Here is a 21,531-nt window from a genome sequence, read left to right as displayed (position 1 = left end):
GTTTATAAAAAGGATTTGGAATGGCGATGACGTATTTATTATGTGTGTTTATTGAATTGCTGATCAACACATTTTAAATCTTCATCAAATTTCTCATGTGTCCGCTCGATTAATTTATGAAACATATCCCCAACATGTTCTTCTAAAACCCGAATACCTTCTCCTGTAACGCCGCCTTTAACACATACTTTTTCTTGTAAAGTAGGCAATGTGAAAATCTCTTTTTCGAGTAGTTTCCCCATTCCAACGACCATTTCACTTACTAAAGTAGTGGCTTCTTCATGTGTAATATTTGTTTTATCTACAGCAGCGTTAATGAAACATTGTAATAAATAACTAAAGAATGCAGGGCCGCAGCTTGCTATATCAGATGAAACGCGTGTTATATCTTCTTCTATTACAAGGGGAGTAGAAATGTTTTTGAATAGGCGAAATAGTTTTTGTTGCCACTCTTCAGAGCATTTACTTCCGAATGTAAATAGTGATGCGCCAGACAGGGCGCGGTTTGTAATGCTCGGAATAATACGTGCAACGTGGCAAGGTACAAGTGTCTCTAATTGTGATGGAGATATTGGACTTGTGATAGAAACTAAGCACTTTTCATCAGAAAAATGTTCAGCATATTTTTGTAGGATTGGATATATATCTATCGGCTTTACGCAAATAAAAATAAGGTGTGATCGTTCGATTACTTCATCAATAGTTTTGGCTATATGAACAGAAGGGTATTTTTCCTTTATATGATATGCTTTGGCGGGCGTTCGATTAATGATTGTAAGGCACGAAGGTTTGACAGCACGGGTTTCTAAAAATGCATCGATTAGTATATTCCCCATGTTCCCTGTCCCTATAATTCCTATGTTCAATGTTTCATCCCTCCTTCGTAACAGCTTTCTCCTAAACAATATGAATGATGTTATAAATTTATGATTAGAGGTGTAAAATGATGTGGGATTTTCCGAAGAAATGGTTAGGATTAGTAGCTATTATTGGATTTGTACTTTTTCTTCTTTTCTGGAAAACGAACCAGCATACAGAACGATCAGTCATTGCGACGGATGTGCAAACGAAAGAGATAGAGAAAAAAAGTAAACCGAAAGTATCGGATACAAAGCAGCAGAAAAAAATAATTATAATTGATATGAAAGGAGCTGTTGTTAAAGAGGGCGTGTATGAAATGAAAGAAGGGGACCGGGTCAAGGATGCTATTGAAAAGGCAGGTGGTTTTTTGCCCGAGGCAGATAGGAAGAAGGTAAATTTAGCGCAAATGGTACAAGACCAAATGATCCTTTATGTGCCGAATAAAACCGAACAAGTGCAAGAAGGAGCTGCTGTTTCAAAGGAGGAGGGGAAAGTGCAAATAAATGCAGCTTCTAAAGGGCAACTTGAAAAAATTACAGGCATCGGTTCTAGGAAAGCAGAAAGTATTTTGAAATATCGTGAGGAACATGGTCCGTTTCAGAAAATAGAAGATTTGTTAGAGATTGATGGGATTGGTGTGAAGTCTCTGGAAAAAATAAAAGATCAAATTATTATTCCATAAAAGATTGACGAAGTTTTTCTTCATTCGCTACACTACAAGTAGACAAAAAAGTAGGTGAAAAATATGGAGCGAATTTCATGGGATCAATATTTTATGACACAAAGCCATTTACTATCTTTACGTAGTACATGTACAAGACTTGCGGTAGGAGCGACAATTGTTCGTGATAAACGAATTATTGCTGGTGGATATAACGGTTCAATTAAAGGTGGTGTACATTGTATAGATGATGGATGCTACGTCATTGATAATCATTGTGTTCGTACAATTCATGCGGAAATGAATGCTTTATTACAATGCGCAAAGTTTGGTGTGAAAACGGAGGACGCGGAAATTTACGTTACGCATTTCCCTTGTTTACAATGCTGTAAGGCAATTATTCAAAGTGGTATTACAGCAGTTTATTATGCACAGGATTATAAAAATCATCCGTATGCCGTAGAATTATTTAAAAAAGCGAATGTAACAGTGAAGCACGTTCCCCTAGAATATGATATTGCAGCGCTAGAGGATCAAAAGCGTCATATGGAGTTAAAAGAACTATTTGCATCTTTAGAAAAAGAGAACTTATCAATGGAAGAATTACAACATGTATTCACGAAAGCAAAAATGATGCTATAAGGAGTGAGTATGAGTTGCATGGACAATGGGGCTATGTTGCAATCTCATTTATAATAGGGATTGCAATCGCCTTTTTCTCTTCGGTTGTACTGCTGACGTGTTGTTTCGTTTTTTATGTTTTCTTTTGTTTATATCGTACTTCGCATAAAACCTTCTTTTTTTGTATTATAGCGTGTTTTAGTGGCGCTATGTACACTACGTATGTTCAAGAGCAAAACAAGCCTCTAGGAGATCCCTACGGACTTACAAGAGGGGTGATACAAAGTACACCTCTTATTAACGGGGATCGCTTATCATTTCAAGTTGAAGATCAGAATAAAAATATAGTGCAATTAAGTTACAAAATTAAATCAGCCTTGGAAAAGAAACAACTGCGACGATTACATGCAGGAGTATCATGCATATTCGAAGGTGAGAGAAAAGAACCGCAAATAGCCCGTAATTTTCATGGTTTTAATTACCGTGATTATCTGTATAGGCAAAATATTCATTTCACATTTGATGCTACATATATTTCTGAATGCCATAAAACATCATTTTCATTTGTGCAATGGATTCTTCTTTTGAGACAGCAAGTAATCTCGGGAGTTACAGAACTGTTTCCAGAGCAATCAGGTGCTTTTATGAATGCGTTAGTATTTGGTGATAGACAACAAATGACATTTGAAGTTGAAGAGCAATATCAACAATTTGGTCTTGTACATTTGTTGGCGATTTCAGGATCGCATATCGTATTGTTAATGGTGATTGTGTATTTTATTTTGCTAAGAAGTGGTGTGACGAGGGAGCTAGCAACAGTATGTCTTATCTTCTGTATTCCTATATATATGATTTTTGCAGGAGCATCACCGTCTGTTATAAGAGCTGCTATAACAGGAGTTTTGATGTTGATTGCTTTCATGTGTTCTCTCCGTTTGTCTAGCTTCGATGCTTTAAGTATAACGGCTATATGTATGCTTATATATGATCCGTATCTTATTTATAATATTGGGTTTCAATTTTCTTTTGTTGGTAGTTTTGCTTTAATTTTGTCTGCTCCGTTTTTGCTAGAGAGTAGTAATGGAGTGATCCGAAATTCTATTTATATTTCTCTTATTTCACAGCTCGTTAGTACTCCGATTTTGTTATATCACTTCGGTTATTTTTCTCCATATAGTATTTTTTTGAATATCCTATATGTTCCGTTTTTATCCCTCGTTGTATTGCCGTGTAGTATTGTTATTTTGGTATGTATACCAATCATTCCATTTCTTGCAAAAGGACTTGCGAATGTACTATCAATAGGTTTGAATCTTTCTAATGATTTTTTAATTTATTGTGAAAACTTACCATTTACCCGCCTTAATTTCGGGCAAACACCTATACTTCTTGTAGCTCTATATTGTGTGAGTATAGTTAGTATATTGATGGTTTGGGAAAGGCGAATATCGAAGGGGATTATGTTTATAGCTTCAGGTATATTTCTTTTTATTTGTACATGTCATTATGTATATCCGTATTTTCGGGAAAGTGGAAGTGTTACATTTCTTGACGTTGGACAGGGAGATGCAATATTAATTCGCCTCCCGTACGATAAAGAGATTTACCTCATTGATACCGGTGGAACAATTCGTGTAAACAAGGAAGAATGGCAGCAGAAAAAGCATGAATTTTCAGTTGGAAATGATATTTTAATTCCCTATTTACAAAAGGAAGGTATTAAAACAATCGATAAATTAATCGTAACGCATGGAGATGCGGACCATATAGGTGCTGCGGAAGAGTTATTATCAAATATAACCGTAAAAGAAGTTGTATTTGGCCGAAAGCAACAAGATGCAGTATTAGAAACAGTAATAAAGAAACAGGCGTTAGAAAAGGAAGTGAAAATAAGGGAAGTGGGAGAAGGGGAGAGTTGGAGCGTAAATGAAGCGGAATTTTTTGTACTAGCTCCAGCGGGAAAAGAAAGAAGTGAAAATAACGCTTCAATTGTAATATGGGCAAAATTAGGAGGGATAACGTGGCTGTTTACAGGTGATTTAGAAGAAGAAGGAGAGAAGGTTTTAGTAGCTACGTACCCAGATTTACGGGCGGATGTTTTAAAGGTTGCTCATCATGGGAGTAACACGTCGTCTATAATGCCTTTTCTGAGCGCCGTACGGCCTAATGTAGCGATTATTTCTGCCGGTGAGCGTAATAGGTATGGGCACCCTCATAAGGAAGTTATAGAGCGTTTTGAGAAGATGGGGATTGAAATATGGCGCACGGATAAGCAAGGTGCTATTTCCTATATTTTTAAAGGGGAACACGGAACCTTTCATAGCAAAATCACATATGATGAAACACATAATAGATAAAAAGAAGACTGCCGGTAAGCAGCAGTCTTTAAGAACCAATAAATTTAATAACAGTTGCAATGATGAAAAGTGTTGCGAAAAAACCAAATGAGACGATAAATCCTACCCCTGAATCAATAGCGTCATTGCGTTTACTTTGAACGTTTTGTTCAAAATCATTCATTTAGAATCCCTCCCCAACATTCCACTTTAGTATAAAATATTGTCAGAAAAAAATCTACAATTTCCATATGAAGAGGAATCGAGTGTTTTTACTACTTTTAAATCAGGAAGTAACGTGAGTTTTTTTGTTTCCAAGCATGTTAACAGTTGGCACTTATACTCGGATTTTTATTGTGAATAATAAAGGGAAGGTGATTACCGCACACCAATAAGAAACCCGGGGCTTATTGCGTGGCGTTTAATATAAATAAAGGGACGGGGTTATACAGCCCGTTCCTTTGTACTTGTAAAACAAAAGCTAGGGCATTAGTATAAATATATATTGCCAAGTTAGGGAGTAGGAAAAAGTATGAGTAGTGATATACATAAAAAGATTAAAAAGAAGCAGTTTGCTCCGTTGTACTTACTGTATGGAACGGAAGCGTTTTTTATAAATGAAACGATAAAGCTTATTACAACAGAAGCGCTTGAAGAGGAAGATCGTGAGTTTAATGTTGTGACATATGATTTAGAAGAAGCGTATTTAGAAGATGTGGTTGAGGATGCACGTACACTTCCTTTTTTTGGAGAACGTAAAGTGCTATTAATAAAATCACCACTATTTTTAACTTCACAAAAAGAAAAGTTAGAGCAAAATATAAAGATTTTAGAAGAATATATTGGGGAGCCTTCTCCATTTTCTATTCTTGTTTTTGTTGCGCCTTACGAAAAACTGGATGAACGAAAAAAAATCACAAAATTATTAAAGAAAACATCGGATATAGTAGAAGCAAATGCGATGCAGGTGCAGGATGTTCAGAAGTGGATTGTTGCTCGTGCAGATGAAGTGCATGTACATATTGATAATGCAGCTGTTAGTTTGTTGTTAGAGCTTGTAGGAAGTAATGTAACGATGTTGGCTAAGGAAATGGACAAGTTAACGTTATATGTCGGTATGGGCGGAGAGATTACACCGAAACTTGTTGCCGAGCTTGTGCCAAAATCAGTTGAACAAAATGTGTTTGCTTTAACAGAAAAAGTTGTGAAAAAAGATATCGCGGGTGCGATGCAAATTTTAGATGGATTATTTACGCAGCAAGAGGAACCGATTAAATTGCTTGCGTTATTAGTAAGCCAATTCCGCTTGCTGCATCAAGTGAAAGAGTTACAGCAACGTGGTTATGGACAAAATCAAATTGCTTCTCATATTGGTGTGCATCCATATCGTGTAAAGTTAGCGATGAATCAAACGAAGTTTTTCTCTTTTGAAGAACTAAAGAAAGTGATTATAGAATTAGCGGAAGCTGATTATAGTATGAAGACAGGAAAGATGGATAAGAAGCTTGTGCTTGAGTTTTTCTTAATGCGGTTAAATCATATGTGATGATACGAAAAAAGTTCACGTTACTTGGTAACGTGAACTTTTTTGTATATAAAAAAACGACCCAAATGGATCGTTTTTTAAACGCCTTACGCGTTTACTTGTTTCGCTAAGCGAGATTTTTGACGAGCTGCAGCGTTTTGGTGGATAAGACCTTTACGAGCTGCTTTGTCAAGTTTTTTAGAAGCAGTTTTGAAAGCTTCTTTAGCAGTTTCAAGATCGTTATTAGTAACTAAAGCTTCTACAGTTTTAACAGCAGAACGCATGTCAGACTTGATAGAAGCGTTATGTGCACGACGCTCTTCGCTAAGTTTAGCGCGTTTGATAGCAGATTTGATGTTTGCCATACTTTTCACCTCCCTGGTGCAATCGAATGACTCGATTCTTACATAGAACAAGTGATATTCTATCAAACGGTGAAGAGAATTGCAATAGTATATCAATGAAATTTCACGTAAAGGAAAGAATGACCTTATATAACTTTGGGAAATCTAACGATATTTACTATGAATTACGGAGGAGATACGATGAAAGAACCATTAGATTTAAGTAAATATAGCGTTAGAACTGACCTTGCTGTAGAGGCGCATCAAATGTTGCAAGAGCGCCAAGAAGAACAAAATGGAATACAAGGAGTTATTGTAAAAGAGAGGGAAGAAGAAGGTGTTACCATTACAAAAGTAACGATTGATGAAGTTGCGTCTGAATCGATGGGTAAAAAACCTGGAAATTATTTAACGCTTGAAGTACAAGGTATACGTCAACAAGATACGGAACTGCAACAAAAAGTAGAGCGCGTTTTTGCGAAAGAATTTTCTTATTTCCTAGAAGAGGTTGGTGTTACGAAAGAAGCGAGCTGCTTGATCGTCGGTCTTGGGAATTGGAATGTAACACCAGATGCACTTGGACCGATAGTTGTAGAAAATGTATTGGTAACGAGACATTTGTTTCAATTGCAGCCTGAAAGTGTAGAAGAAGGGTTTAGACCTGTTAGTGCAATTCGTCCTGGGGTAATGGGGATTACAGGAATTGAAACAAGTGATGTTATTTATGGGATTATTGAGAAGATAAAGCCGGACTTTGTCATTGCAATTGACGCGTTAGCTGCCCGTTCTATTGAACGAGTAAATAGTACGATACAAATTTCTGATACGGGAATTCATCCTGGATCGGGTGTTGGGAATAAACGTAAGGAACTAAGTAAAGAAACATTAGGAATTCCTGTTATTGCTATTGGTGTTCCGACTGTAGTTGATGCCGTTTCGATTACAAGCGATACAATTGATTTTATTTTGAAGCACTTTGGAAGAGAGATGAAAGAGGGACATAAGCCATCAAAATCTTTATTACCTGCGGGATTTTCATTTGGAGAAAAGAAAAAATTAACAGAAGAAGATATGCCGGATGAAAAAAGCCGAAATATGTTTTTAGGTGCTGTAGGTACGTTAGAAGATGAAGAGAAGAGAAAATTAATTTATGAGGTGCTATCCCCTCTTGGTCATAATTTAATGGTAACCCCAAAAGAAGTAGATGCTTTTATAGAGGATATGGCAAATGTAATTGCAAGTGGTTTAAATGCAGCGTTGCACCATCAAATTGACCAAGATAATACAGGGGCATATACACATTGATGGGAAGGGCTGATAGTAATTTAAGCCACTTTACGCTTTTGTGTATATGTAGCGCAATCTTATGCTTGCTTATGATGATAGCAGGAGTTGCGCTTGCTAATCATGGCTTGAAAAGTATGAAAGGTTATCAACAACTGTCGTATGAACAAATAGCTCATATGACTGGAACAGAGGGGGAGGATGCTGAATCGGAAATTTCGGGAAGTTCGTTTTCAACAATTGAGAAACAAAAACAATTAGAAAGTTTAAGGAGTTTTAATGTCGTAGAAGGAATTGGTATGGCGATAGCAAGTGTTGCTTATGAAATGACAAAGTTTGGGACAGATATAGTTGTTGGGAAAGTGAAAGAGGTTTTTAGTTAAGAGTAGCAGCAAGAACGGTTGTCTTATCGTTTCGTACGACAGCCGTTTTTTAATTTGAAAAAGGTTTGTCTCTTATGGTTTGTTCGCATAAGATATAGATAGAATGATTTGTATCGTAAGCAGCACGAGTTTTCATTGAATCTTTGCTGCTCTATTGATATAATCAGTGCTAGTGTATATTGGCGAGACTATTAGGAGTTGAGAACATAGATGAATAAAGAAGAAAGAGCAAAAAGACAATCCAAAATTCGTAATTTCTCTATCATTGCTCATATTGACCACGGAAAATCAACGTTAGCAGACCGTATTTTAGAGAAAACAAACGCGTTAACACAACGTGAAATGAAAGCTCAATTGCTTGACTCTATGGATTTAGAGCGTGAGCGTGGTATTACAATTAAATTAAACGCAGTACAATTAAACTATACAGCAAAAGACGGTGAAGAATATATTCTTCACTTAATTGATACACCAGGGCACGTCGACTTTACGTACGAAGTATCACGTAGTTTAGCGGCTTGTGAAGGCGCAATTCTTGTAGTGGATGCAGCACAAGGTATTGAAGCGCAAACATTAGCGAACGTATACTTAGCGCTTGATAATAATTTAGAGATCTTACCGGTTATTAACAAAATTGACTTACCAAGTGCAGATCCAGAACGCGTACGTCAAGAGGTAGAAGATGTAATTGGTTTAGATGCATCAGAAGCTGTACTTGCTTCAGCAAAAGCTGGGATTGGTATTGAAGAAATTTTAGAACAAATTGTTGAGAAAGTACCAGCACCAACAGGTGATTCAGAAGATCCGTTACAATGTATGATTTTCGACTCTTTATATGATCCGTATCGAGGTGTAATTGCTTATATCCGTGTTGTAAATGGAACGGTAAAAGTTGGCGATAAAGTACGTATGATGGCAACTGGTAAAGAATTTGAAGTAACAGAAGTAGGTGTGTTTACACCGAAGACTACGCAACGTGACGAGTTAACAGTAGGTGATGTAGGTTTCTTAGCAGCATCGATTAAAAATGTTGGTGACACACGTGTTGGTGATACGATTACACACGCGAAACGTCCAGCTGCAGAGCCGTTAGCAGGTTATCGTAAATTAAACCCAATGGTATTCTGTGGTTTATATCCGATTGATTCTGCGCGTTACAACGACTTACGTGATGCGTTAGAAAAGTTAGAGTTAAACGATTCTGCACTTGAGTTTGAACCAGAAACATCTCAAGCGCTAGGATTTGGTTTCCGCTGTGGTTTCTTAGGACTTCTTCACATGGAAATCATTCAAGAACGTATTGAACGTGAATTTAAGATTGATTTAATTACAACAGCGCCAAGTGTTATTTATAAAGTTTATTTAACAAACGGTGAAGATGTTATTGTTGATAATCCATCTAATATGCCAGATCCACAGTCTATCGATCGTGTAGAAGAGCCATTTGTGAAGGCTTCAATTATGGTTCCGAATGACTATGTTGGAGCTGTAATGGAAATTTGCCAAGGTAAACGCGGAACGTTTATTGATATGCAATATTTAGATGAAACACGTGTTACATTAACGTATGAAATCCCGTTATCAGAAATCGTATATGATTTCTTCGATCAGTTGAAATCAAATACGAAAGGGTATGCATCATTTGATTACGAGTTAATTGGTTATAAACCATCTAAACTTGTGAAAATGGATATTCTTTTAAATAATGAACAAGTGGATGCTCTATCATTTATCGTACACCGTGATTCAGCGTATGACCGTGGTAAAGTAATCGTAGAAAAACTAAAAGAATTAATTCCGAGACAACAGTTCGAAGTGCCGATTCAGGCGACTATCGGGAACAAAGTTGTAGCGCGTTCTACAATTAAGGCGATGCGTAAAAACGTACTTGCAAAATGTTACGGTGGTGACATTTCTCGTAAGCGTAAACTTCTTGATAAGCAAAAAGAAGGTAAAAAACGTATGAAGTCTGTTGGTTCTGTAGAGGTACCGCAAGAAGCGTTCATGGCTGTACTGAAAATGGATGACAACTAATATTTACTTGTTATATAAAAAAAGAAGCCGTTTATACGGCTTCTCTTTTTGTATCATTACTTTTTAGACATCTGAGTATCTCTCAATTACAATAGTGAGAGATGCTTTTTAGTTCATACAGAGTTAGGAGTTTGTTAATGTCCGAAAATATTCGAAAAGATATTCATGAGAAGATACAAAATGGTAATTTTAATTGTGAAAAGGAATTAACCCTTTCTATTATTAGCGGGAAGTGGAAAGTTGTGATACTGTGGCATCTTGGTGTAGAAGGGCCGCATCGTTTTAGTGAATTACAACGATTATTCCCAAATATTTCTCATAAAGTTTTGTCGAACCAATTAAAAGAGTTAATGGAAGATGGGATTGTTGATCGAACAGTATACCCAGAAATTCCTCCACGAGTGGAGTATTATATGACGGAATTAGGCATGTCGCTTTTACCAATCGTTGAAATGATGTATGATTGGGGAAAAATGCGAATGGAACAAATTCGTAATACGTTAGAGAAGTAAAGAACCCTCCCGAGTGCGGAGGTTTTCTTTTTAGAAAGGTAGGAGTTATATTTGGTACAAGCTGCATATATTCACATTCCGTTTTGTCAGCATATTTGTCACTATTGTGATTTTAATAAAGTGTTCATTGAACGCCAACCGGTTGATCAATATTTAGAGTATTTAGAGAAAGAAATAATAAACACGGTTCAAAAAGTGCCGTTTGATAGTATGAAAACGATTTTTGTTGGTGGGGGAACTCCGACAGCTTTAAATATGGAACAGACAAAAAAGCTACTCGATATTATTAATCGTCGTTTGCGTCCGTTTGCTCCGAATTGTGAATTAACATTTGAAGCGAATCCAGGTGACTTACCGAAAGAGAAGTTAAACGTATTGCTAGAAGGTGGAGTGAACAGAATTAGTTTTGGTGTGCAAACATTTCGAGATGAACTGCTTGAGAAAATTGGACGCAAACATACAAGGGAAGATGCCTTTGTAGCGATTAGAGAAGCACAGGAAGTAGGCTTCAAAAATATTAATATAGATATTATTTATGCTTTGCCAGGACAAACGATAGAAGACGTAAAGGAAACATTAGATATTGCTTTTACGCTTGGTGTACAACATTTCTCGGCATATTCATTAATTGTGGAACCGAAAACAGTGTTTTATAACTTAATGAATAAGGGGAAATTATGTCTTCCAGGTGAAGATCACGAAGCGAAAATGTACGAAATGGTAATGGATGAAATGGAGAAACATGGTTATAAGCAGTATGAAATTAGCAATTTCTCAAAAGGTGATAATGAAAGTAGACATAATCTCACATACTGGAATAATGAAGAGTATTATGGCTTCGGAGCTGGGGCTCATAGTTATGTAAATGGAGAGCGTATCCAAAATGTAGGGCCACTGAAGCAATATTTCAAGAAAATTGATGAAACGGATTTTCCATATTTAGACGTCCACGCAGTGACGGAGAAAGAAAGAATGGAAGAAGAACTGTTCTTAGGGCTTCGAAAAACAAAAGGTGTATCTAAAATGGCGTTCCAAAAGAAATTTGATATGGAGATGGATCAAGTTTTCGCGAAGCAGTTGCAAAGTAATCAAGAACAAGGGTTGCTTGAAGAGAGAGACGGATACGTGCGTTTAACACGAAAAGGAAAATTATTAGGGAATGAAGTGTTCCAGTCATTTTTGATTGATTAAATAAATGTTCTATAAACGTGAAAAAGTTTCATTATTTCGTGACGTTTCCGTTGACAATTGAATGTCAATTTTGGTAAGTTATTAATAGATTTAGCACTCGAAGACAAAGAGTGCTAACAGAGGTGATGATGAGATGCTTACGGAACGTCAGCTCTTAATTTTACAAACAATTATTGATGACTTTATTGGATCAGCGCAGCCGGTTGGTTCTAGAACGTTGGCTAAAAAAGATGAAATTACATTTAGTTCAGCTACTATTCGAAATGAAATGGCGGACTTAGAAGAATTAGGTTTTATTGAAAAAACGCATAGTTCTTCTGGCCGTGTTCCTTCTGAGAAGGGATACCGATTTTATGTAGACCATCTTTTAGCGCCGCAAAACTTACCGAAAGCTGAAATTGTACAAATTAAAGATTTATTTGCTGAAAGAATTTTTGAAGCGGAAAAAATTGCACAGCAATCGGCTCAAATTCTATCAGAACTTACGAATTACACGGCCATTGTTCTTGGGCCGAAGTTAAGCACAAATAAACTTAAAAATGTACAAATTGTGCCGCTTGATCGTCAAACTGCAGTCGCTATTATTGTAACTGATACAGGGCATGTACAAAGTAAAACGATTACCGTTCCGGAATCTGTTGATTTATCAGATTTAGAAAAAATGGTTAATATTTTAAATGAAAAGCTATCTGGTGTACCGATGGAAGAACTGCATAATAAAATCTTTAAGGAGATTGTTACAGTTTTACGTGGGTATGTTCATAATTACGATAGTGCAATAAAAATGTTAGATGGTACATTTCAAGTTCCGTTATCGGAAAAGATATACTTTGGAGGAAAAGCAAATATGCTTTCGCAACCAGAGTTCCATGACATTCACAAAGTAAGATCCTTGCTGACGATGATTGATAATGAAGCTGAGTTTTATGATATTTTGCGCCATAAACAAGTCGGTATTCAAGTGAAAATTGGTAGGGAAAACTCTGCGACAGCCATGGAAGATTGTAGTTTAATTTCTGCAACATATTCGATCGGCGAAGAGCAACTTGGAACAATTGCTATTTTAGGTCCTACGAGAATGCAATATTCTCGTGTAATTAGTTTGTTACAGTTATTTACGAGACAATTTACTGATGGACTTAAAAAGTAAATGAGAGTAATACATTCGCTCAAGTGATGAAATTTTCATTGCTGTGTGTAATATATAATGCTTAGGTAATCATGCTATGCATGATACCTAATACCTAATACCTTTTAAGGAGGTGAATATTGTGGAAGAGCGTAACGAACAAGTGGTAGAAGAAGTAAAAGAAGCGCAAGTTGAAGAAGCTGTCACGCCAGAAAACAGTGAAGAAACTGTAGAAGAAAAAAGTGAGGCTGCTCTTTTACAAGAAAAAGTAGATGAGTTACAAGCGAAACTAACGGAAACGGAAGGTCGCACATTACGTCTACAAGCTGATTTTGAAAATTATAAGCGCCGTGTCCAAATGGATAAACAGGCTGCTGAAAAATATAGAGCACAAAGTCTAGTTTCAGACATCTTGCCAGCTCTTGATAATTTTGAAAGAGCAATGCAAGTGGAAGCGACTGATGAGCAAACGAAATCCTTATTACAAGGTATGGAAATGGTGCATCGTCAATTGTTAGAAGCGCTGACTAAAGAAGGTGTGGAAGTGATTGAAGCTGTTGGTAAACAGTTTGATCCTAATGAACACCAAGCTATTATGCAAGTGGAAGATAGTGAATTTGAATCAAACGCGGTTGTGGAAGAATTCCAAAAAGGTTATAAACTAAAAGACCGTGTGATTCGCCCATCAATGGTAAAAGTAAATCAATAATTTACATAAAACTAGGAGGATTCGCCATGAGTAAAATTATCGGTATTGACTTAGGTACAACAAACTCTTGTGTAGCTGTTATGGAAGGTGGAGAACCAAAGGTTATCCCAAATCCAGAAGGAAACCGTACAACACCTTCTGTTGTAGCTTTCAAAAATGAAGAACGTCAAGTTGGGGAAGTTGCAAAGCGCCAAGCAATTACAAACCCAAATACAATCATGTCTGTTAAACGTCATATGGGTACAGACTACAAAGTAGAAGTTGAAGGTAAAGATTATACACCTCAAGAAATTTCTGCAATCATTTTACAAAACTTAAAAGCTTCTGCTGAAGCATACTTAGGTGAAACAGTAACGAAAGCTGTTATTACAGTGCCTGCATACTTCAACGATGCAGAGCGTCAAGCAACGAAAGATGCTGGTCGTATCGCTGGTTTAGAAGTTGAGCGTATCATTAACGAGCCAACAGCAGCAGCACTTGCTTACGGTTTAGAAAAACAAGACGAAGAACAAAAAATCTTAGTATATGACTTAGGTGGCGGTACATTTGACGTATCTATCCTTGAGTTAGCAGACGGCACATTCGAAGTTATTTCAACTGCTGGTGACAACCGTCTTGGTGGAGATGACTTTGACCAAGTTATTATTGACCATTTAGTAGCTGAATTCAAAAAAGAAAATAACATTGATTTAAGCCAAGATAAAATGGCACTTCAACGTCTGAAAGATGCAGCTGAAAAAGCGAAAAAAGATCTTTCTGGTGTAACGCAAACACAAATTTCATTACCATTCATTAGTGCTGGAGCTGCTGGTCCATTACACTTAGAATTAACATTAACAAGAGCGAAATTCGAAGAGATTTCAGCAGGTCTTGTTGAAAGAACGTTAGAGCCAACTCGTCGTGCATTAAAAGACGCTGGTTTTGCTCCAAGTGAATTAGATAAAGTTATCCTTGTTGGTGGATCTACTCGTATCCCAGCTGTACAAGAAGCTATTAAACGTGAAACTGGTAAAGAACCATATAAAGGTGTAAACCCTGATGAAGTTGTAGCATTAGGTGCTGCAGTTCAAGGTGGCGTACTTACTGGTGATGTAGAAGGCGTACTATTATTAGATGTAACTCCACTTTCTTTAGGTATTGAAACTATGGGTGGCGTGTTCACGAAATTAATCGAGCGTAACACTACAATTCCAACAAGTAAGTCACAAGTATTCTCAACAGCTGCTGATAACCAACCAGCAGTAGACATTCACGTATTACAAGGTGAGCGTCCAATGTCGGCTGACAACAAAACATTAGGTCGTTTCCAATTAACAGACCTTCCACCAGCACCACGTGGTATTCCACAAATCGAAGTAACATTCGATATTGATGCGAACGGTATTGTTAACGTACGTGCGAAAGATTTAGGAACAAGCAAAGAGCAAGCTATTACAATCCAGTCTTCTTCAGGTCTTTCTGATGAAGAAGTAGAACGTATGGTACAAGAAGCAGAAGCAAACGCTGACGCTGACCAAAAACGTAAGGAAGAAGTTGAACTTCGTAACGAAGCTGACCAACTTGTATTCCAAACAGATAAAGTTGTAAAAGATTTAGAAGGTAAAGTGGATGCGGCTGAAGTTGCAAAAGCAACAGAAGCGAAAGAAGCATTACAAGCTGCGATTGAGAAGAACGAGCTTGAGGAAATCCGTGCGAAAAAAGACGCTTTACAAGAAATCGTACAACAATTAACTGTTAAATTATACGAGCAAGCTCAAGCAGCTGCAGGGCAAGCAGAAGGTGCGCAAGGAGCACAAGATGCTGGCGCGAAGAAAGATAATGTAGTAGACGCTGAGTTTGAAGAAGTAAAAGAAGATAAGTAATAATAAATAAGTAAGATGACAAAAAGTCAAAGTCAAGCGTGCCTTGGCTTTGGCTTTTTTCACGAATGAGAAGGAATGTGTGAGGATCTTAAGTTTTTTATTTTGCATACTGTAAGTGAGGAAACTTTGTTGCAAAGCACTTTCTTTCGGTGTTAAAATTACGTTTATGTGAAAGATTCGGGGGTTGTAAATTTATGAGTAAACGAGACTATTATGAGGTTCTTGGACTTAGCAAGGGTGCTTCAAAAGATGAAATAAAAAAAGCGTATCGTCGTTTGGCTAAAAAATACCATCCAGACGTAAGTAAAGAAGAAAATGCAATTGAAAAGTTTAAAGAAGTACAAGAAGCATACGAAGTGTTAAGTGATGATCAAAAGCGTACGCAATACGATCAATTTGGTCATGCTGGTGCAAATCAAGGTTTCGGTGGCTTTGGCGGCGGAGGAGACTTCGGCGGTGGCTTCGGTTTCGAAGATATCTTTAGTTCATTCTTTGGCGGCGGTGGCGGCAGACGTCGTGATCCAAATGCTCCGCGCCAAGGTGCTGACTTACAATATCAAGTCACTTTAGATTTTGAAGAAGCTATTTTTGGTAAAGAGTTAAATGTCGAGATTCCAGTAGAAGATCCATGTGATACTTGTAAAGGTAGCGGAGCAAAACCGGGAACTTCAAAAGAAACATGTAAACATTGTTCAGGGTCAGGTCAAGTAAGTGTAGAACAAAATACACCGTTTGGTCGTATTGTAAACCGTCAAGCTTGTGGTCATTGTTCAGGAACTGGTCAAATGATTAAAGAAAAATGTACGACATGTCATGGTTCTGGTAAAGTTCGTAAACATAAAAAAATCAACGTTAAAATTCCAGCGGGTATTGATAACGGTCAACAAATTCGTGTATCTGGAAAAGGTGAAGCGGGTGTAAATGGCGGGCCAGCAGGAGATTTATATGTTGTTGTTCATGTAAGAAGTCATGAATTCTTTGAGCGCGAAGGAGATCACATTATTTGCGAAATGCCATTAACGTTTGCGCAAATGGCACTTGGTGCTGAAGTAGAAGTTCCTACTGTTCACGGGAAAGTGAAGCTGAAAATTCCAGCAGGAACACAAACAGGAACAGAATTCCGCCTAAAAGGAAAAGGTGCTCCGAACGTACGTGGATATGGTCAAGGAGATCAATATGTAGTCGTGCGTGTTGTTGTGCCGACGAAATTAACTTCACATCAAAAAGATTTATTACGTGAATTTGCAGGACAAGAAGAGCAGGATGATAGTTTATTCGGAAAGCTTAAACGTGCTTTCAAAGGGGAATAATGGAAATAAAAAATGGAGTTGGTAAATTGTGAAATGGTCAGAAATTAGTATTCATACAACAGAAGAAGCAGTAGAAGCTGTCTCTCATATTTTACATGAAGCTGGTGCTAGTGGAGTTGCGATTGAGGACCCGGCGGAGTTGACGAAAGAGCGCGAGCAACAATATGGTGAAATTTATGCATTGAACCCAGATGAATATCCGGCAGAAGGTGTGTTAATAAAAGCATATTTCCCGCAAACGGATTCTTTACATGAAACAATTGCAGGTGTAAAATCATCTATTGATGTACTTCCATCTTACGACATCGAAATTGGTACTGGAAATATTACCGTTAACGAAGTCAATGAAGAAGATTGGGCTACTGCTTGGAAAAAATATTACCATCCAGTACAAATTTCTGATACATTCACAATTGTACCGACGTGGGAAGAATATACACCATCTTCTCCGGAAGAAAAAATTATTGAATTAGATCCAGGTATGGCGTTTGGAACAGGAACTCATCCAACAACAACGATGTGTATCCGTGCTTTAGAAAAAACAGTACAGCCAGGTGATGCTATCATTGATGTAGGAACAGGTTCTGGTGTACTGAGTATTGCAGCAGCAAAACTAGGTGCGTCTTCTGTTCAAGCATATGATTTAGATCCGGTTGCGGTTGAAAGTGCAGAAATGAATGTACGTTTAAATAAAACAGATGATATCGTATCTGTTGGACAGAATAGTCTTTTAGAGGGTATTGAAGGTCCTGTTGATTTAATCGTAGCTAACTTATTAGCAGAAATTATTCTTTTATTCCCTGAAGATGCAGCGAGAGTTGTGAAGTCAGGCGGATTATTTATTACATCGGGCATTATTGCTGCGAAGGAAAAAGTAATTTCTGAGGCGCTTGAAAAAGCTGGATTTACAATTGAAGAAGTGTTAAGAATGGAAGATTGGGTAGCAATTATTGCACGAAATGCGTAATATAGATTTTAGTCTATAATGAAAAGGAGAGTCTCTCACTATAAGGTGAGGGACTTGCCGTTTGTTATATGAAAAATGATAACGTTTCGTTCTTTTCGTAAGTATTGACTTACGAAAGGAACGAAACTCTACTAAGGTGATTATATGCAACGTTATTTTGTAGAAGAGAAATATGTAAATGAGACAAGTATTCGTATTGTAGGTGATGACGTACATCATATCGCAAGAGTGATGCGTATGTCAGCTGGTGATCACATTTATTGTTGTGTAAACGGAAAAACAGCAGTGTGTTCAATTGATGAAATTACCAGTGAATTTATTAATACGGCTATTGTAGAATGGGTAGAGGCGTCAAGTGAACTTCCTGTTTTCGTGACGATTGCAAGTGGACTGCCAAAAGGAGACAAGCTAGAGTTAATTTTCCAAAAAGGAACAGAGCTTGGGGCAGCTGCATTCTTACCATTTCAAGCATCTCGCTCTATCGTAAAATGGGATGCGAAAAAAGCTGATAAAAAAGTTGAGCGTTTAAGAAAAATTGTGAAAGAAGCTGCGGAACAATCACATAGAAGTGAAGTTCCAGAAGTACATGCTCCGGCATCGTTTAAACAACTACTTTCAATGAGTGGTGAGTATGATGTTTGTCTTGTTGCTTACGAAGAGGAAGCAAAACAAGGCGAGAAATCTAATTTTGCGAAAGCTTTAACGACGATGAAACCAGGTCAAAAGCTATTGATTGTATTTGGTCCAGAAGGCGGTTTAGCTGAGGAAGAGATTACAGCGCTTCGTGAACATAAATTTGTACCATGTAGTTTAGGACCAAGGATTTTAAGAACAGAAACGGCGCCGTTATACGCGTTAAGTGCTGCTTCGTATCATTTTGAATTGATGGGGTGATGATCAATGTCAACTGTTGCGTTCCATACGTTAGGTTGTAAAGTAAACCACTATGAAACAGAAGCCATTTGGCAATTGTTTAAACAAGGTGGTTATGAAAGAACAGAATATGAAAAGAAAGCTGATGTATATGTTATTAACACATGTACAGTAACGAATACTGGGGACAAAAAAAGCCGTCAAGTAATCAGACGTGCTGTGCGTCAAAATCCAGATGCAGTTATTTGCGTAACGGGATGTTATGCACAAACATCTCCAGCTGAAATTATGGCGATTCCAGGTGTGGATATTGTAGTTGGTACACAGGATCGTGAAAAGATGTTAGGTTACATCGAAGAATTCCGTAAAGAGCGTCAACCAATTAATGCTGTCCGCAATATTATGAAAACACGTGTGTACGAAGAACTTGATGTACCTTATTTCACGGATCGTACACGTGCGTCTTTAAAAATACAAGAGGGTTGCAATAACTTCTGTACATTCTGTATCATTCCTTGGGCGCGTGGTTTAATGCGTTCTCGTGATGGAAAAGAAGTTATTAAACAAGCACAGCAATTAGTAGATGCAGGCTATAAAGAAATCGTATTAACGGGTATTCATACAGGTGGATACGGTGAAGATATTAAAGATTATAATTTAGCTGGGTTACTTCGTGATATGGAAGCGGAAGTAGGCGGATTAAAACGTCTTCGTATTTCTTCTATTGAAGCGAGTCAGATTTCAGATGAGGTAATTGAAGTGTTAGATAAGTCTGAAGTAGTTGTACGTCACTTACACATTCCGTTGCAATCTGGATCTAATACTGTATTAAAACGTATGCGTCGTAAGTATACGATGGAATTCTTCCAAGAGCGTTTAGATCGTTTGAAAGAAGCGTTACCAGGTCTTGCGATTACATCAGACGTAATCGTTGGTTTCCCAGGTGAAACAGAAGAAGAATTCATGGAAACATACAATTTCATTAAAGAGAATCGCTTCTCTGAGTTACACGTGTTCCCTTACTCAAAACGTACAGGAACACCTGCAGCACGCATGGAAGATCAAGTTCCTGAAGATGTGAAGAACGATCGTGTTCACCGTTTAATTGAACTATCTAATCAATTAGCGAAAGAGTATGCGTCACAGTTTGAAGGCGAAGTACTTGAAATTATTCCAGAAGAGAAATTTAAAGAGGGCGACCGTGAAGGGTTATATGTAGGTTATACAGATAACTACTTGAAAATTGTATTTGAAGGGTCAGAAGAATTAATTGGTAAACTAGTGAAAGTGAAAATCACGAAAGCTGGTTATCCATATAATGAAGCGCAATTTGTTCGTGTTCTTGAAGATGATGTGAAAAAAGAATCAGCAAGCGCATAAAGTAAAACTTTAATCAGCGTGGGATTCATTCCCCGCTGATTATTAGCCCGCACCAATCGGGCTTTTACGGACAGCCAAATCCCCACCTAATTTCTTTGTTTTCGCTGAATTTTGAGGTGGGGGTCTTACTGCCCGGCAAATAGCGGGGTAAAAAAGCATGCAAACGGAAACAATTTGCATGCTTTTTTTTTAGTGGATACGTTAAGTACCGAAAATGTATGAAATGAGTAGTTGTTTCGTACATTCCTGTATGAAAAAAGGTGTAATGACAACAATATAGTTGTCTTCAGGTAAAAGAATAACAGCTATCTGCATAGTTTTTGAAAAAGGAAGAGCATCTATTCTTCTTTTATTCTGCCAAATAGTTGACCTGAAGTGATAAAATGTATTATAATCGTAAAAGACATGCTGAAGAAGTGTTTCTTTTTGCATGCTGAATTTAGTATGTAAGTGTGATGTTTCGGAGGGAGGGAAAGAGAATGTCAAAAACAGTCGTTCGTAAAAACGAGTCTTTGGAGGATGCACTTCGCCGTTTTAAAAGATCGGTTTCTAAAACTGGTACACTTGCTGAAGCAAGAAAGCGCGAGTTTTATGAAAAACCAAGTGTAAAACGTAAGAAGAAATCTGAAGCGGCAAGAAAGCGTAAATTCTAAGAGAGGGTGTAAGTTATGAGTCTTCTCGGTCGTTTAAACGATGATATGAAACAAGCGATGAAGAATAAACAAAAAGAAAAATTAACCGTCATTCGTATGGTTAAGGCTGCTTTACAAAATGAAGGTATTAAACTGCAACATACTCTTACTGAAGAAGAGGAATTAACAGTTTTAGCTCGTGAAGTAAAACAGTATAAGGACTCCCTCCTTGAATTTAAAAAAGCTGGTCGTGAAGACCTTGTTGATAAACTGCAAAGTGAAATTCAGATTTTAAGCGCATATTTGCCAGAGCAATTAACGGAAGAAGAATTAGCGAATGTAATTAAGCAAGTTATTTCTGAAGTTGGTGCTACTTCTAAAGCAGATATGGGTAAGGTGATGACTGCTGTTATGCCGAAAGTAAAAGGTAAAACAGACGGATCACTTGTGAATAAGCTGGTTATCCAGCTATTAGCATAAAAAAACGTCTCATTTCGTATGAGACGTTTTTTTATGCTTTTTTTCAGTTTGGACGTGATATTACAAGCTCTTTTTTCATACATATGGGATGAGAGGGGGTCTTTTGAGATGAAAAAATTAGAACAAATGAAGAATTGGTTAACGAAGCAAATAGACCTGCCAGTGGATGTGCTAATGGATCTACCTCGGATCACGCTTGTTGGGCAAGTGCATATCTATATAGAAAATCATCGAGGTTTATTAGTGTTTTCAGATAAAGAAGTAAGATTGTTGTTAAAGCATGGCCAATTATTAATTAAGGGGCAGTCCTTTGTTATTAAAACAATCCTTCCGGAAGAACTTTTGCTGGAAGGGATAATTGAGCAAGTGACATTTTTAGAAGACGAAAAGAAAGAGAAGTGAGGGAAACTTCCGTATGTGAAGTTTTTCTTCTTTAT

Annotated in this window: 22 protein-coding genes; 19 read left to right on the top strand and 3 right to left on the bottom strand. The window is 37.3% G+C overall.

Annotated features, from left to right (window positions below; genetic code table 11):
- Window positions 1-38: 38 nt before the first annotated feature.
- Window positions 39-866, bottom strand: a complete 828-nt coding sequence (comER, locus tag ATN06_RS22060; protein ID WP_060632322.1) for a late competence protein ComER — start codon at window positions 864-866, stop codon at window positions 39-41.
- Window positions 867-943: 77 nt separating this feature from the next.
- On the opposite strand from comER, the gene ATN06_RS22055 reads away from it, so the two are divergent.
- The 3 genes from ATN06_RS22055 (at window position 944) to ATN06_RS22045 (ending at window position 4,500) form a co-directional block, all read left to right on the top strand.
- Window positions 944-1,543: a helix-hairpin-helix domain-containing protein gene (locus tag ATN06_RS22055; RefSeq protein WP_060632321.1), complete on the top strand. Its 600-nt coding sequence runs from the start codon at window positions 944-946 to the stop codon at window positions 1,541-1,543.
- A 63-nt stretch (window positions 1,544-1,606) separates the two neighbouring features.
- The gene (locus ATN06_RS22050; protein ID WP_060632320.1) at window positions 1,607-2,164 is read left to right on the top strand and encodes a ComE operon protein 2; all 558 of its coding nucleotides are present in this window, start codon (window positions 1,607-1,609) and stop codon (window positions 2,162-2,164) included.
- 14 nt (window positions 2,165-2,178) lie between these two features.
- Window positions 2,179-4,500 (top strand): DNA internalization-related competence protein ComEC/Rec2, encoded by a 2,322-nt coding sequence (locus tag ATN06_RS22045; protein WP_060632319.1) that lies wholly within the window; start codon window positions 2,179-2,181, stop codon window positions 4,498-4,500.
- A 28-nt stretch (window positions 4,501-4,528) separates the two neighbouring features.
- On the opposite strand, the gene ATN06_RS22040 is transcribed toward ATN06_RS22045, so the two are convergent.
- Window positions 4,529-4,663, bottom strand: a complete 135-nt coding sequence (locus ATN06_RS22040) for a YqzM family protein (protein ID WP_000997609.1) — start codon at window positions 4,661-4,663, stop codon at window positions 4,529-4,531.
- A gap of 348 nt (window positions 4,664-5,011) precedes the next feature.
- Here ATN06_RS22040 and holA point away from each other — a divergent pair, with 348 nt between their 5' ends.
- Entirely contained in the window at window positions 5,012-6,025 is a 1,014-nt protein-coding gene (holA, locus tag ATN06_RS22035; protein ID WP_060632318.1) for a DNA polymerase III subunit delta, read from the top strand.
- An 86-nt stretch (window positions 6,026-6,111) separates the two neighbouring features.
- Here the strand turns inward: holA and rpsT are convergent, their stop codons facing one another.
- On the bottom strand, window positions 6,112-6,369 hold the full coding sequence (rpsT, locus tag ATN06_RS22030; RefSeq protein ID WP_060632317.1) for a 30S ribosomal protein S20: 258 nt from the start codon (window positions 6,367-6,369) through the stop codon (window positions 6,112-6,114).
- A gap of 180 nt (window positions 6,370-6,549) precedes the next feature.
- On the opposite strand from rpsT, the gene gpr reads away from it, so the two are divergent.
- From gpr to yqfC, 15 genes are all read left to right on the top strand, one after another.
- Window positions 6,550-7,653 carry a GPR endopeptidase gene (gene gpr, locus ATN06_RS22025; RefSeq protein ID WP_060632316.1) on the top strand — a complete coding sequence of 368 codons (1,104 nt, stop codon included), beginning with the start codon at window positions 6,550-6,552 and terminating at the stop codon, window positions 7,651-7,653.
- Window positions 7,653-8,015, top strand: coding sequence for a YqxA family protein (locus tag ATN06_RS22020; protein WP_060632315.1), 363 nt, complete (start codon window positions 7,653-7,655; stop codon window positions 8,013-8,015). Before gpr ends, ATN06_RS22020 begins: the two co-directional genes overlap by 1 nt.
- 210 nt (window positions 8,016-8,225) lie before the next feature.
- Window positions 8,226-10,049, top strand: a complete 1,824-nt coding sequence (gene lepA, locus ATN06_RS22015) for an elongation factor 4 (RefSeq protein WP_060632314.1) — start codon at window positions 8,226-8,228, stop codon at window positions 10,047-10,049.
- 137 nt (window positions 10,050-10,186) lie between these two features.
- On the top strand, window positions 10,187-10,561 hold the full coding sequence (locus tag ATN06_RS22010; protein ID WP_060632313.1) for a winged helix-turn-helix transcriptional regulator: 375 nt from the start codon (window positions 10,187-10,189) through the stop codon (window positions 10,559-10,561).
- A gap of 51 nt (window positions 10,562-10,612) precedes the next feature.
- Entirely contained in the window at window positions 10,613-11,752 is a 1,140-nt protein-coding gene (gene hemW / locus ATN06_RS22005) for a radical SAM family heme chaperone HemW (protein WP_060632312.1), read from the top strand.
- 133 nt (window positions 11,753-11,885) lie between these two features.
- Window positions 11,886-12,902: a heat-inducible transcriptional repressor HrcA gene (gene hrcA, locus ATN06_RS22000; protein ID WP_060632311.1), complete on the top strand. Its 1,017-nt coding sequence runs from the start codon at window positions 11,886-11,888 to the stop codon at window positions 12,900-12,902.
- Window positions 12,903-13,023: 121 nt separating this feature from the next.
- The gene (grpE, locus tag ATN06_RS21995) at window positions 13,024-13,590 is read left to right on the top strand and encodes a nucleotide exchange factor GrpE (RefSeq protein WP_000392711.1); all 567 of its coding nucleotides are present in this window, start codon (window positions 13,024-13,026) and stop codon (window positions 13,588-13,590) included.
- 26 nt (window positions 13,591-13,616) lie between these two features.
- The gene (gene dnaK, locus ATN06_RS21990; protein WP_060632310.1) at window positions 13,617-15,452 is read left to right on the top strand and encodes a chaperone protein DnaK; all 1,836 of its coding nucleotides are present in this window, start codon (window positions 13,617-13,619) and stop codon (window positions 15,450-15,452) included.
- A 194-nt stretch (window positions 15,453-15,646) separates the two neighbouring features.
- The gene (gene dnaJ, locus ATN06_RS21985; RefSeq protein WP_060632309.1) at window positions 15,647-16,762 is read left to right on the top strand and encodes a molecular chaperone DnaJ; all 1,116 of its coding nucleotides are present in this window, start codon (window positions 15,647-15,649) and stop codon (window positions 16,760-16,762) included.
- 28 nt (window positions 16,763-16,790) lie between these two features.
- Window positions 16,791-17,729: a 50S ribosomal protein L11 methyltransferase gene (gene prmA / locus ATN06_RS21980; RefSeq protein WP_060632308.1), complete on the top strand. Its 939-nt coding sequence runs from the start codon at window positions 16,791-16,793 to the stop codon at window positions 17,727-17,729.
- A gap of 144 nt (window positions 17,730-17,873) precedes the next feature.
- A complete protein-coding gene (locus tag ATN06_RS21975) occupies window positions 17,874-18,623 on the top strand; it encodes a 16S rRNA (uracil(1498)-N(3))-methyltransferase (protein WP_016086239.1) in 750 nt (249 codons plus the stop codon).
- A gap of 6 nt (window positions 18,624-18,629) precedes the next feature.
- Window positions 18,630-19,982 carry a tRNA (N(6)-L-threonylcarbamoyladenosine(37)-C(2))-methylthiotransferase MtaB gene (gene mtaB / locus ATN06_RS21970; RefSeq protein ID WP_060632307.1) on the top strand — a complete coding sequence of 451 codons (1,353 nt, stop codon included), beginning with the start codon at window positions 18,630-18,632 and terminating at the stop codon, window positions 19,980-19,982.
- A gap of 479 nt (window positions 19,983-20,461) precedes the next feature.
- Window positions 20,462-20,635, top strand: a complete 174-nt coding sequence (gene rpsU, locus ATN06_RS21965) for a 30S ribosomal protein S21 (protein ID WP_000048061.1) — start codon at window positions 20,462-20,464, stop codon at window positions 20,633-20,635.
- 15 nt (window positions 20,636-20,650) lie between these two features.
- The gene (locus tag ATN06_RS21960; protein WP_060632306.1) at window positions 20,651-21,094 is read left to right on the top strand and encodes a GatB/YqeY domain-containing protein; all 444 of its coding nucleotides are present in this window, start codon (window positions 20,651-20,653) and stop codon (window positions 21,092-21,094) included.
- A 108-nt stretch (window positions 21,095-21,202) separates the two neighbouring features.
- Window positions 21,203-21,496: a sporulation protein YqfC gene (gene yqfC, locus ATN06_RS21955; RefSeq protein ID WP_000732265.1), complete on the top strand. Its 294-nt coding sequence runs from the start codon at window positions 21,203-21,205 to the stop codon at window positions 21,494-21,496.
- Window positions 21,497-21,531 lie beyond the last annotated feature (35 nt).

Source organism: Bacillus thuringiensis (assembly GCF_001455345.1).
In the GTDB taxonomy this organism is placed as follows: Bacteria; Bacillota; Bacilli; order Bacillales; family Bacillaceae_G; genus Bacillus_A; species Bacillus_A thuringiensis_N.
This window is presented reverse-complemented; position numbering and strand designations above follow the sequence as displayed.